The following is a 12,784-nucleotide window of genomic DNA, read 5'->3' on the forward strand; positions in this document are numbered from 1 at the left end:
TACTATGTCAGAACAACGCGTTACAGCTGCGGCACTTAAATTTACAACTGTAAACTCTCAAGACCAAATAACACAAAAACCTTTGCGAGATTCAGTAAAGCAAGCTTTAAAAAATTATCTTTCACAATTAAATGGTGAAGATCCTACTGATTTATATGAACTAGTGTTAGCTGAAGTTGAACACCCATTCCTTGATATGGTTATGCAATATACACGTGGAAATCAAACTCGAGCAGCAAATATGCTAGGTATTAATCGTGGTACTTTACGCAAAAAATTAAAACAATACGGAATGAGTTAATCGATTATTTTTTTACAAAAAAGCACCTGTTTTTTGTGGTGCTTTTTATTTTTAAAATTTCATCGAGTTCTAATCCACTAGCTAAATTAACGTTAAGTTTATCTATTTATTTAAACACTAACCAGCCTGCGATTAGCTTAATTGCTAACCATCAATTTAACTGCCAATCTATAACTAAGCAGATAAGCGTTTAACTAACATGGGAGTTAAAGTTAAAGTCTTAGTGGTTTGTTTAGGATTATGGAGACGATTTAATAAAGTTTGTATGGCCAGTTGCCCTAATTCTTCTTTTGGTTGATGAATAGTGGTTAATGGTGGAGTCATATACTGCGCCAATTCAATATTATCATAGCCAATAATTGCAATATCTTTACCAACAACCATCCCCTTTTGATAAAGTGCCTGATAGGCCCCAATTGCCATGGCATCATTACAACAAAAAACAGCTTGTGGAGGTTTTGCTAATTGTAATAAGTTTTTCATAGCATCAATACCCGAGGCAAATTGAAAGTCGCCTTGGGCTTCATAACCTTTATGAATTTTGAGGTTAGCTTGTTGCATCGCCTGGCGATAACCTTGTAAACGCCATTGTGCCTGTGTATTGTTTAAAGGACCTGTAATACAGGCGATACAAGTATAATGTTGCTCAATTAAATATTGGGTAGCAAGGGTTGCTCCTAGTAAAGAATTATCTTGAATAGTGTCACAGATACCATTAAAAGGAGTCCAATCCATAATCACAATGGGTAAAGTTGGATAGCGAGCAAATATTTCTTGAGGAATAGAATAGGTTTCAGTACACATAGCTAATAAACCATCTACTCGTTTTTGTAGCAAATGCTCGATATTATTTAGCATGCGCTTATGATCACCTTCGGTATTACACAGAATTAGATTATAACCAAGTTCATAGCAACCACGTTCAACACCTTGCACAACTTCAGCAAAAAAAGGATTATTGCTAGTGGTAACGAGCATACCAATAGTTTTAGTTTTATTACTTTTTAAACTTCGCGCTATGGCTGATGGCGCATAATTAAGCTGCTTGATCGCCAATTCAACCTTTTCGCGGATTATAGGGCTTACATAACGATCATCATTGATAACATGAGAAACTGTAGATGTTGATACTTGTGCTAATTTAGCGACATCTTTCATCGTAACCAAAATAGTTACTCTCTTTTATTATGCAATTGCATAAACTCATCCACTTGCTTGCGAGTTGGTATTGAAGTTTGCGCTCCAGATTTAGTTACAGAAAGAGCACCTGCTGCATGAGCATATTTAACCGCTAAATCGAGCGATTTACCTTCTAACAAGGCCGTTACTAACATTCCGTTAAAGGTATCTCCTGCACCAATGGTGTCAATTGCTTTAACTGTGAACCCAGCAACAAGTTTACCTTTACCAGCATAGCTTACCCATGCCCCTTTGCTACCCAAGGTAATGATAACCGTTTGGATCCCTTTATTATGTAAAATTAATGCTGCACTTTCAGCATCAGCATCAGTGATAATTTTGATCCCGGTTAAATATTCAGCTTCAGTCTCATTAGGAGTAATAATATCAACATGTTTGAGTAAATCATCTGATAATTTTTGAGCTGGTGCAGGATTTAAAATCACTAGTGTGTTATGTTGTTTGGCTAATCTAGCTGCTTCTTCTACAGTTGCCATAGGTGTTTCTAACTGCATTAAAATAGCATCTGCATGCTGCACATCTTCTTTAAATTGCTGTAAATAGTTAGGAGTAACGGTTGCATTGGCTCCGGCACAAATAGCTATTTGATTCTCACCTTGATGATTAACTAAAATTAAAGCTACCCCAGTATTTACTTCTGGAACTATGGCTACTGAACTAGTATCAATCTGATCGTTTTTCAATTGTTGGTGAAATTTCTTACCTAATTCATCTGCACCCACCGCAGCAATAAATTGAATATTTGCATCCAAACGTCCGGCAGCAACAGCTTGATTAGCGCCTTTACCACCATAAGAAATCTGATAATTTGAACCAGTCAATGTCTGGCCTGGTTTTGGAAATTCAGGTACATTTAATATATGATCAACATTAACACTACCAAGCACAATTAATTTTTTACGATTCATGCAATAATACTCCAATAATAAAGGACGCAATTAGCGTCCTAAAAAACACTTTACTTAGTAATTAGTTTCAAATCGACTGGTACTTTACTATCGACTTTTTCTTTTTTAATCACTTTATCAGCAATTTCCACACCTATAGCACCAATTTGTTCTGGTTGTTGTGCCACAGTTGCTGCCATTTTACCACGTTCAACTGATTTAATACCGTCTTCAGTACCATCAAAACCAACTACAAAAATATCAGTACGGCCTGCTGTTTGAATGGCTCGCATTGCTCCTAATGCCATCTCATCATTTTCTGCAAATACTGCTTGAGCTGCCGGATAGGCAGTTAATAGGTTTTGCATAACATTCATGCCTTTTGCTCGGTCAAAATCGGCTGGTTGCGCAGTCAAAATAGTAAATTTATTAGCTTGCATTGATTTAGTAAAGCCATCACCACGTTCGCGTGAAGCCGAAGTACCAACAATACCTTGTAACTGTATTACTTTGGCACTTGCACCTAGTTTATTAAAAATAAAGTCACCGGCCATTTTCCCCCCAGCTACATTATCTGAAGCTATATGACTAACAACCTCTCCTTTATTAGCAGCACGGTCAAGTGTGATAACCGGAATTCCAGCTTTATTTGCAGCTAGAACAGCATTACCGACGGCATCTGAATCGGTAGGATTAATTAAAATAACCTTAGTACCTTTAACAATTATATCTTCGACATTGGCGAGTTCTTTTGCTGGATTATTTTGTGAGTCTAATACAACTAAATTATAACCAAGCTCATTAGCTTTTTTTACCGCTCCATCTTTTAAAGTGACAAAAAAAGGATTATTAAGTGTTGAAACAACTAATGCTATATTTTCTTTCGCCGAGGCTTGGAAAACAAAAGCAAAACTTAACGTCACTACTGAAATAGTGGTGATAATTTTTTTTAACATCATAACTTACTCCTAAGGCTAAATACCTTGTTCACTTACTTACTTGTTTTGTTATCAACTAATACTGCTAGTAAAATAACGGCCCCTTTTACAATCATTTGATAATAGGCATCCACGCCTAACATATTTAATCCATTATTCAAAAATCCTAAAATCAATGCTCCAATCAAGGTACCTATAATTTTGCCTCTGCCGCCAGACATGCTGGTACCACCAAGAACCACTGCTGCGATCGCATCCATTTCATAACCAGTACCAGCCGTTGGCTGAGCTGATGACAACCTTGCCACCTCAATGGTACTAGCTAAAGCACAAAGTAAACCACTAATTGCATAAACAATAACTTTTACTCGGTCAACATTAATACCGGAAAGTCGGGTGGCGGTTTCATTACCACCAAGAGCGTAAATATAGCGTCCTAAACGAGTATATTTTAGTAGGTACCATGCTGCAGCAAAAACTATAACCATGATCACAATAGGCACGGGTATTCCAAACACTTGACCAAAAGCAAACCACTCAAAAAATTCAGAATTATCATTATTTCCGGTGGAAATTGGACTACCTTTGGTATAAACCAAAGTTACTCCACGTAAAATCAGCATCATAACTAAAGTGGCAATAAACGCTTGTAATTTACCTTTGGCAATAATAACACCAGAAAAAGCACCTAACACAGCGCCTAATGTTAATGAGGCAGCAATGGCAATAAATGGAGAAATATCCAAACCAATCATAGAAGCCGTAATCGCTCCCGCTAAAGCAAATGTAGAACCAACTGATAAATCAATACCAGAAGTTAAAATAACTAATGTCATACCGACTGCAATGATCGCATTAATTGAGGTTTGTTGTAGAATATTGAAAAAATTATTTAAAGTGAAAAAATTATCGCTTAAACATGAAACAAATATAATTAACACCAACAAAGTAATTAATGATTTTTGTTCAATTAATAGGTTTTTGAGCGTTTTATTTTGCAGCATTAGGCATTCTCCTGTGTTTTTCCAACGGCTGCGGCCATAAGTTTTTCTTGTGTTGCATCAGCTATTGCAAAATGCCCTGTTACTTTTCCTTCATACATGACTAAAATGCGATCACTCATGCCCAGAATTTCTGGCATATCAGAGGAAACCAAAATCACACTAAGTCCTTGTTGTTTAAATTGGTTAATAAGTTGATAGATCTCTTTTTTAGCTCCAACATCAACACCTCGTGTTGGTTCATCTAAAATCAAGATATCCGGACGAGTCATTAAACCTTTGGCTATAGCAACTTTTTGTTGATTACCACCAGATAAAAATCCAATCGTTTGATTAATTGATGGTGTTTTAATATTAAATAATCCGACAAAATCATCTACCCCCTGTTTCTCTTCTCGCAAACGTAATTTACTAAATTTATTAACGAAGTAATTCAATGCATTAAGTGACATATTGTCTTTAACAGACATACCTAAAATTAGTCCATCTTTTTTACGATCTTCCGAAATATAAACAATTCCTTGATTTAAACCATCTTGAGGTGAACGGACTTTGATGCTTTTACCTTTTAAAATAATTTCTCCAGATTTGGCTGGGTTAGCACCATAAATCATCTTCATTAATTCAGTTCTGCCGGATCCCATCAAGCCAGAAATACCTAATATTTCACCTTCATGAAGTTGGAAACTAACATCATTAACACCCAGTCCAGTAAGATTATTTACTGCTAAGGTTACCTCTCCTCGCTGTTTAACAATACGTGGGTATTGTTCATCTAATTTACGCCCTACCATCATTTCAATTAGAGTATCTTCATTTAAATCTTTAACGTTTTTTTCACCAATAAATTGCCCATCACGCAATACAGTTACATCATCACAGATTTCGAAGATCTCTTTTAAACGGTGTGAAATATACACGACCCCACAGTTTTGCTTTTTTAGTTTATTAATCACTTCAAATAACGATGCTGTCTCAGTATCAGTAAGAGCATCAGTTGGTTCGTCCATGATAATCACTTTTGAATTGAAACTTAGTGCTTTAGCAATTTCAACCATCTGCTGTTCACCAATGGATAAATCTGCAATTAATCGACGACTATCGTAACTAAGGTGTAATTCAGCAAGTAATTTATCAGCTTCGGCATAGGTTTTCTGCCAATCTATACAACCGAATTTATTAACGAATTCCCGACCTAAAAAAATATTTTCAGCGATAGTCAATTGTGGAATTAAATTTAATTCTTGGTGAATAATACCAATACCAGCATTTTGTGATGCTTTAGGTCCAGTAAAATTAACTTTATTACCTAAATAAATAATTTCGCCTAAATCTTTTTTATAAATACCGGTTAACACCTTCATTAAGGTAGATTTTCCAGCACCATTTTCGCCGATTAATGCCATAACACGACCAGCTCTAACAGTTAAATTCACACCTGAAAGAGCCTTCACACCGGGAAATGATTTGTGAATATCTGTAAGTTGCAATAACATATCGTCCATAAAGCATTCATTCCTAGTTCATTAAAGTACCTATTAAAAAATAACACCAGACTGTAAGATGATGTTGGCAAATGGACTACACTCGCCTGTTCGAATAACTGCTTTGCAATGCTGTGTTTGCAACTTTAACTGCTCATGAGTTAGATAAATAATATCAATGCTATTTTTTTGAATATTCTCAATTTCTTTAAGGCGTTTTACTATTTGAGCATGAATAGCAGGGTTTTTATCGATAATTTCGGATGCCAAAATTACTTTTTCGATCTGCATATCTTGCGATAAAGATTCAAATACTTGCATAAATGAAGGTATACCATATGTTAAAGCCAGATCAATTCGTAAAGTAGAATCAGGAATAGGTAAACCAGCATCACCAATAGCAATCTGATCGGTATGTCCCATTTTGGATAGGATCTGACAAATATTTGAATTGAATAATTGACCTTTACGCATAATAGATTCCTATTAAATAAAGAAGAAAAAAATCTTATCGAAACGTTTCGATGATCTATATTCCATTGAATGGATCAATGTTGCAATAATTAATAGTCAAAGTTGTGATCTCGATCAATTTACATAGGTTAATTTAATAAGAACTTTTTAACTTTAAGTTTTATTATTAATAATTATTAACCATCTCATCAAAATAGATGATTACTATGGCTAAAATAAGGAATATGTTATTTAGTAATAGATTTCCTCACTATTTAATCACAGACTAACTACATAACGGTTAATAACCAATGAATAAATATATTGATAATGAATTTTCACTAAAAGTTTGTTAAAATATCGCGATTTTTAAATTATTTTATACTGGAGAATTTTATGGCAGGTCATAGTAAATGGGCCAATACCAAACACCGCAAAGCAGCACAAGATGCGAAACGCGGTAAGATCTTTACTAAAATTATTCGTGAATTAGTAACCGCAGCTAAAATTGGTGGTGGCGATCCAGCGTCAAACCCACGTTTACGTGCGGCAATGGATAAAGCTTTATCCAATAACATGACTCGTGACACCATGAACCGAGCTATTGCTCGAGGTGTTGGTGGTGAAGATGATAGTAATATGGAAACTATTATCTATGAAGGCTATGGACCCGCGGGTACCGCAGTAATGGTTGAATGCTTAAGTGATAATCGTAATCGTACAGTATCAGAAGTTCGTCATGCATTTACTAAAACTGGTGGTAATTTAGGTACTGACGGTTCAGTTTCATATTTATTTACTAAAAAGGGCGTGATATCTTACCCTATTGGTACTGATGAAGATCAGGTAATGGATGCGGCACTGGAAGCCGGAGCCGATGATGTTGTTACCTATGATGATGGTGCTATTGATGTATTTACTACTCCAGAATCATTTGGTGAAATTAAAGATGCGCTTGATGCTGCAGGATTAGTTGCTGAGGCAGCTGAAGTATCAATGATTCCAGCAACTAAAGTTGATCTTGATATTGACTCAGCACCAAAATTATTACGTTTAATCGATATGCTTGAAGATTGCGACGACGTGCAAGAAGTTTACCATAACGGGGAAGTTTCCGACGAGGTTGCAGCTACACTCTAATGGCCATTATTCTTGGCATCGATCCAGGCTCTCGTTTGACGGGTTACGGCGTAATTCGCCAAACGGGACGACAATTAACCTACTTAGGTAGTGGATGTATTCGCACTGCCGTTGATGATTTACCCACCCGTTTAAAACGTGTTTATGCTGGCGTTTGTGAGATTATTTTACAATTTCAACCGAATATGTTTGCCATTGAACAAGTATTTATGGCGCGCAATGCTGATTCAGCATTAAAATTGGGGCAAGCTAGGGGGGCAGCTATTGTTGCAGCTGTCAACAACGAGCTTCCTGTATTTGAATATGCGGCTCGCTTAGTTAAGCAAAGTGTAGTCGGTAATGGTGCCGCAGACAAAAAGCAAGTCCAACATATGGTCAAATTACTTTTGAAATTACCTGCTAGTCCTCAGGCTGATGCCGCTGATGCTTTAGCCATTGCCATTACCCACGCCCATATGAGCCAACATTTAATCCAGTCTCGTAAATAAATTTATTAACATAATCATATGCTTTATCAAAATTCATTTTAAACGTGAGCTAGTCTGAAAGTATAGGTGCTACTTTAATCAATATCCACCAAAAATATATTGGACATAAAAAATGCGCTAAAAAATAAGCGCATTTTTAAGTTTTGTAGTTTGTCTAGTGCAAGCTAGACTTTAATACTCACAATATTAATCTTTATGTACATCTTGTTTTAGCATACTTTTACCTAATAATACCGGTTTATTGCGATGCTTTGTAAATAATTTAGTTATAAATAAGAAGAATAATGGTACATAAAAGATTGCTAAAAATGTAGCCGTTAACATACCGCCAATTACACCAGTACCAACAGCATTTTGGCTTGCCGAACCAGCACCAGTATTCAAAGCTAATGGTAATACACCTAGAATAAAGGCAAATGACGTCATTAAAATTGGACGTAAACGCAAACGACATGCTTCTAGTGTGGCATCAATTAATGATTTCCCTTCTTTTTCTAACGCATCTTTAGCAAATTCCACAATTAAAATGGCATTTTTTGCTGATAAGCCCATGGTAGTTAATAGACCAACAATAAAGTAAATATCATTATCAAGTCCTCTAAACATAGTTGCATACACGGTACCCAAAATACCAAGAGGTATCACAAATAGTATTGAAATTGGCACTGTCCAGCTTTCGTATAATGCCGCTAATGATAAAAATACTACAATGATTGAAATAATATAAAGTGTAGTAGTTTGCGAGCCAGTTTGACGTTCTTGATAAGAGATATCAGTCCAGTCAAAGGTAAAACCTTTTGGTAACTGTTGTGATAACTCTTCCATTATCGCCATAGCTTGACCAGAACTTAGGCCTGGAGCTGCTAAACCACTAATACCCATTGCTGCAACACCATCATAACGAACTAAGGATGGTGAACCATAGCTTTTTGTAGTATTAGCAAAGGCATCATATGGCACCATTTCACCTTTATTATTTTTAACATGCCAATAACTAAAATCATCTGGCAACATACGGTAAGGAGCATCAGATTGTAAATATACTTTTTTAACCCGACTGTTATACACAAAGTCATCAATATAAGCAGAACCTAAAGCCGTTGATAATACGGTATTAACACTACCAACCGAAACACCTAGCGCTTGAGCTGTCTCAAAATCAACATTAATTTTATACTGTGGTACATCTAACATACTACCAGGGCGTACTTGTTGTAAATCTGGATGATGAGATGCGACACCGAATAATTTAAAAAATGCCCCCATTAATGCTTCATGCCCTAGCCCAGCACTATCTTTCAACATATATGAGAAACCATTAGCCATACCCAAAGATGGAACCGCAGGTAAATTAGTAATAATAACGCGACCGTCGGTTACATTGGAAGCAAACTCCCTACCACTAGAAACTAAAGCCTTGACCTTTTGATCTGATCGTTTCCGTATATCCCAATCTTTTAATCTAACAAAACCCAAGCCCATGTTTTGACCACGCCCAATCATACTAAATCCGGCAACAGTAAACACTTCTTTTACCGAATCAGCTTTTTGTTCTGTATAAAAGTTAGTTGTTTTCTTTAGTACTCCCATAGTTTGCTCTAATGTCGAACCGGGTGGCAATTCAACCATCACAATTAAAACACCTTGATCTTCTTCCGGTAAGAAACCTGTCGGTAGACGATTAAATCCAAATATTAACCCAATGACAATTAAAACATAACAAACAAAAGTTATTAATGGATAACGAATAACTTTTATAACGCCTTTCTCATAAGCATGTAAACTTTTACTATAAACATGATTGAACAAATTAAAAAACCATTTAGTAGTAAAAGAACACCAACTAAATGGTGGGATTGTTACTAATTTTTCGCCAAACGATGTTTTCTTTATTTTACTTTTAGATGGTGCTTTTAAAATTTGAGCACACAGTGCTGGTGTTAAAACGATGGCCATAATTACTGATAAAGACATCGCAGTTACAATGGTAATTGAGAACTGACGATAAATACCACCTGCAGCACCGCCATAAAATGCCATCGGAACAAACACTGCCGAAAGAACTACAGCAATCCCAACTAACGCCGATGTAATTTGCTCCATTGATTTAACTGTTGCCGCATACGGACTTAAACCTTCATCATGCATAAGCCGTTCAACGTTTTCGATAACAACTATGGCATCATCGACCAATAAACCGATCGCCAATACCATCGCAAACATTGATAAAGTATTAATAGTAAAGCCGCAAATATATAAAACGGCAAACGTTCCTAACAATACCACTGGTACAGTAATAGTTGGTATTAATGTAGATCGTAGATTTTGTAAAAATACATACATTACAATAACAACCAAAATAATTGCTTCAATTAATGTATGTACCACATTATTAATCGAAAGTTTTACAAATGGCGTTGTATCATACGGATATGCGTATTGAATATCTTCAGGGAAGATTTTTGATAATTCAGCAATTTTTTTATCAACCTGATCTGAGGTATCCAACTGGTTAGCACCAGTTGCCAGATAAATTGCTAAACCAGCAGAAGCTTTACCATTATAGCGGGAAATAAAATTATAATCAGACGCACCAATTTCTACATTAGCTATATCTTTTAATAAAACATTAGAACCATCGGTATTAACCCGCACTAAAATGTTTTGAAATTGTTCGGGTGTTTTCAAACGAGATTGTGCTGTAATGGTAGCATTAAGTTCTTGTCCATCTGTAGATGGTAGAGCACCTAATTGACCAGCGGTTACTTGCGCATTCTGTGCTTGAATAGCCGCGGTCACTTCTTCAATAGATAGATTAAAATAATTCAATTTATTGGGGTCAAGCCAAATACGCATCGCATATTCAGAACCAAATAATGTAGTATCACCTACCCCTTGTACTCGTCGAATTGGATCTTGCACGGTTGAATAAATAAAATCAGCTATATCCGATTGTGTTTTTTGTGGATTTGTTGAATAAAAACCAATAACTTTCAGGAAGTTAGTGTTATTTTTTGCAACTGAAACACCATTTTTTTGTACACTTTCAGGTAACCTTGATTTAATACTTTCAACTTTATTCAACACTTGTACTTGAGCAAAGTCTGGATTGGTACCAGGCGCAAAGGTTAATGTTGTTTGCACTACACCTTGCGCACTACTGGTTGATTTCATATAAATCAAATTATCTAGACCAGTTAAGTTTTGTTCGATTAACTGGGTAACAGTATTTTCAATAGTTTGCGCATCAGCACCTGGATAAGTTGCAGTAACGGTTACAGCTGGTGGTGCAATATCAGGATATTGCTCAATGGCCAAAAGCTTGATACACAAAGCTCCGCCTAGCATCATCATGATAGCAATCACCCATGCAAAAACAGGTCTATCAATAAAAAACTTAGCCATAATTAAATCTACCCCTGTTTTATTTCATACTGTTTTTAGTGATATTATCTAACTGTTCTTGTGATAAAGTAGCTGGTTCGCCAACCAATTCACCTTTCATTTCTTGTCCCATTTCTACTGGAGTCAAATTGAGTAATCCTGTTACGATGACTTGATCACCAATATCTATGCCTTTAGTCACCACCCAATACCCACTCACTCCAGTGTAAACTTGGATATCTTGACGATATTCAATAGTATTATCCGGTTTTAAAATTTTAGCAGTATATTGGCCTTTAACATTACTGGTTATACCTTGTTGAGGTACCAGTATGGCATTTTTGATATGACCAAGTGTCATTTGTGGTTTGACAAACATACCTGGTAAAATTTTGCCTTCGGTGTTTGGAAATTGCGAACGTAATGTTACCGTGCCAGTGGTTTCATTGACGGAGATATCAGAGAATTTAATATTTCCAGGGTAAGCGTATTTAGAACCGTCATTAAAAAATAATTCTACATTATCACCTTTAATTGGCTCAAAAATTACATTTTCATCTTGAAGATATTTGTTATAACGAGTTGCAGCTTCAGTCATATCAACATAAATAGGATCTAATTGTTGAACTAAGGCTAAAGGGGTTGGTTGCCCTGCAGACACTAAAGCACCTTCAGTGACACTTGATTTACCAATATAACCGTCAATTGGAGAATACACTTTAGTATAATCTAAGTTTACTTTGGCTGTATGTTCTGCTGCTTGTGCCACTAACACGCTAGCATCGGCTTGCTTGGCGTCGGCAGCAGCTTTATCATAATCTTGTTGGCTAATTGATTTAGTAGTTAATAAACCAGCATAACGTTTTAAGGTTAATTGAGCTATATTAGCATTGGCTTTAGCACTTGCTACACTAGCTACTGCACTATCATAATTAGCTTGATAAATGGCCGGATCAATTTGGTACAATGATTGCCCGGTTTTAACATTGGAACTTTCGTCAAATTCACGTTTTAAAATAATGCCACCAACTTGTGGTCTAATTTCAGCAATTTGAGAAGCAACAACTCGTCCAGGCAAGCTTATTTTTAAGGTGTAGTCTAAAGGCTGCACTTTAAATACAGTTACCTTGGGTATTTGACCACCAGCGCCTTGTGAATTGTTATTATCACAACTTGTTAATAAAAGTAGGCTGCTTAGCGCCACTGGTACTATTGGTAATAGTTTGTTAAATCTCATATAAAAACGACCTCAGTAAACTTAATAATTATTATTTTAAAGGAATAATTAATTTTATTTAAAAGTAACGGGTGATTTTACAAAAAATACGCATAGATTGTAAGTAACTTTACAGGTTAATAGCACAGAGTTCTAAAAATTAACTATTTGAAAAGTTCAAATAAAAAAAATATCTGGATAATTATGATTATTTGCCGAAATAAAGTAATATATGTTTTAATCATTTATGGTACTAAAAATATAGTACTAAAAAGTATTTTAAACAAAGTGA

11 protein-coding genes are annotated in these 12,784 nt (G+C 35.7%); 3 read left to right on the top strand and 8 right to left on the bottom strand.

The genetic code is table 11. The annotated features are described in order from the left end of the window. Positions 1-4: 4 nt before the first annotated feature. Positions 5-301, top strand: coding sequence for a DNA-binding transcriptional regulator Fis (gene fis, locus A9G12_RS07770; RefSeq protein ID WP_034883623.1), 297 nt, complete (start codon positions 5-7; stop codon positions 299-301). A gap of 174 nt (positions 302-475) precedes the next feature. Here the strand turns inward: fis and rbsR are convergent, their stop codons facing one another. The 6 genes from rbsR to rbsD are packed head-to-tail and all read right to left on the bottom strand — an operon-like array spanning position 476 to position 6,285. Beyond that, positions 476-1,468 carry a ribose operon transcriptional repressor RbsR gene (rbsR, locus tag A9G12_RS07775; RefSeq protein WP_141674124.1) on the bottom strand — a complete coding sequence of 331 codons (993 nt, stop codon included), beginning with the start codon at positions 1,466-1,468 and terminating at the stop codon, positions 476-478. A gap of 5 nt (positions 1,469-1,473) precedes the next feature. Continuing rightward, positions 1,474-2,409, bottom strand: coding sequence for a ribokinase (gene rbsK / locus A9G12_RS07780; RefSeq protein WP_065565279.1), 936 nt, complete (start codon positions 2,407-2,409; stop codon positions 1,474-1,476). Positions 2,410-2,459: 50 nt separating this feature from the next. Then, positions 2,460-3,347: a ribose ABC transporter substrate-binding protein RbsB gene (gene rbsB, locus A9G12_RS07785; RefSeq protein WP_065565280.1), complete on the bottom strand. Its 888-nt coding sequence runs from the start codon at positions 3,345-3,347 to the stop codon at positions 2,460-2,462. A gap of 32 nt (positions 3,348-3,379) precedes the next feature. Further along, a complete protein-coding gene (rbsC, locus tag A9G12_RS07790; RefSeq protein WP_065565281.1) occupies positions 3,380-4,330 on the bottom strand; it encodes a ribose ABC transporter permease in 951 nt (316 codons plus the stop codon). Beyond that, positions 4,330-5,832: a ribose ABC transporter ATP-binding protein RbsA gene (gene rbsA / locus A9G12_RS07795; protein ID WP_065565282.1), complete on the bottom strand. Its 1,503-nt coding sequence runs from the start codon at positions 5,830-5,832 to the stop codon at positions 4,330-4,332. Before rbsA ends, rbsC begins: the two co-directional genes overlap by 1 nt. Before the next feature lie 33 nt (positions 5,833-5,865). Beyond that, positions 5,866-6,285 carry a D-ribose pyranase gene (gene rbsD / locus A9G12_RS07800; RefSeq protein WP_065565283.1) on the bottom strand — a complete coding sequence of 140 codons (420 nt, stop codon included), beginning with the start codon at positions 6,283-6,285 and terminating at the stop codon, positions 5,866-5,868. Positions 6,286-6,660: 375 nt separating this feature from the next. On the opposite strand from rbsD, the gene A9G12_RS07805 reads away from it, so the two are divergent. Continuing rightward, positions 6,661-7,404 carry a YebC/PmpR family DNA-binding transcriptional regulator gene (locus A9G12_RS07805; protein ID WP_065565284.1) on the top strand — a complete coding sequence of 248 codons (744 nt, stop codon included), beginning with the start codon at positions 6,661-6,663 and terminating at the stop codon, positions 7,402-7,404. Continuing rightward, on the top strand, positions 7,404-7,892 hold the full coding sequence (gene ruvC, locus A9G12_RS07810) for a crossover junction endodeoxyribonuclease RuvC (protein WP_065565285.1): 489 nt from the start codon (positions 7,404-7,406) through the stop codon (positions 7,890-7,892). Before A9G12_RS07805 ends, ruvC begins: the two co-directional genes overlap by 1 nt. 186 nt (positions 7,893-8,078) lie before the next feature. Here the strand turns inward: ruvC and A9G12_RS07815 are convergent, their stop codons facing one another. Both A9G12_RS07815 and A9G12_RS07820 read right to left on the bottom strand, forming a co-directional pair. Further along, positions 8,079-11,297 (bottom strand): efflux RND transporter permease subunit, encoded by a 3,219-nt coding sequence (locus tag A9G12_RS07815; RefSeq protein WP_065565286.1) that lies wholly within the window; start codon positions 11,295-11,297, stop codon positions 8,079-8,081. A gap of 19 nt (positions 11,298-11,316) precedes the next feature. After that, positions 11,317-12,513 carry an efflux RND transporter periplasmic adaptor subunit gene (locus tag A9G12_RS07820; RefSeq protein ID WP_065565287.1) on the bottom strand — a complete coding sequence of 399 codons (1,197 nt, stop codon included), beginning with the start codon at positions 12,511-12,513 and terminating at the stop codon, positions 11,317-11,319. Between the last annotated feature and the right edge of the window lie 271 nt (positions 12,514-12,784).

The organism is Gilliamella sp. wkB112 (assembly GCF_001690685.1).
Lineage (GTDB): Bacteria > Pseudomonadota > Gammaproteobacteria > Enterobacterales > Orbaceae > Gilliamella > Gilliamella apicola_J.

Excerpts from the sequence above, each read along its gene's own strand:
- rbsB (WP_065565280.1), bottom strand. The coding sequence starts at position 3,347 with ATGATGTTAAAAAAAATTATCACCACTATTTCAGTAGTGACGTTAAGT.
- rbsD (WP_065565283.1), bottom strand. The coding sequence starts at position 6,285 with ATGCGTAAAGGTCAATTATTCAATTCAAATATTTGTCAGATCCTATCC.
- A9G12_RS07815 (WP_065565286.1), bottom strand. The coding sequence starts at position 11,297 with ATGGCTAAGTTTTTTATTGATAGACCTGTTTTTGCATGGGTGATTGCT.
- rbsA (WP_065565282.1), bottom strand. The coding sequence starts at position 5,832 with ATGGACGATATGTTATTGCAACTTACAGATATTCACAAATCATTTCCC.
- A9G12_RS07805 (WP_065565284.1), top strand. The coding sequence starts at position 6,661 with ATGGCAGGTCATAGTAAATGGGCCAATACCAAACACCGCAAAGCAGCA.
- rbsC (WP_065565281.1), bottom strand. The coding sequence starts at position 4,330 with ATGCTGCAAAATAAAACGCTCAAAAACCTATTAATTGAACAAAAATCA.
- ruvC (WP_065565285.1), top strand. The coding sequence starts at position 7,404 with ATGGCCATTATTCTTGGCATCGATCCAGGCTCTCGTTTGACGGGTTAC.
- A9G12_RS07820 (WP_065565287.1), bottom strand. The coding sequence starts at position 12,513 with ATGAGATTTAACAAACTATTACCAATAGTACCAGTGGCGCTAAGCAGC.
- rbsK (WP_065565279.1), bottom strand. The coding sequence starts at position 2,409 with ATGAATCGTAAAAAATTAATTGTGCTTGGTAGTGTTAATGTTGATCAT.
- fis (WP_034883623.1), top strand. The coding sequence starts at position 5 with ATGTCAGAACAACGCGTTACAGCTGCGGCACTTAAATTTACAACTGTA.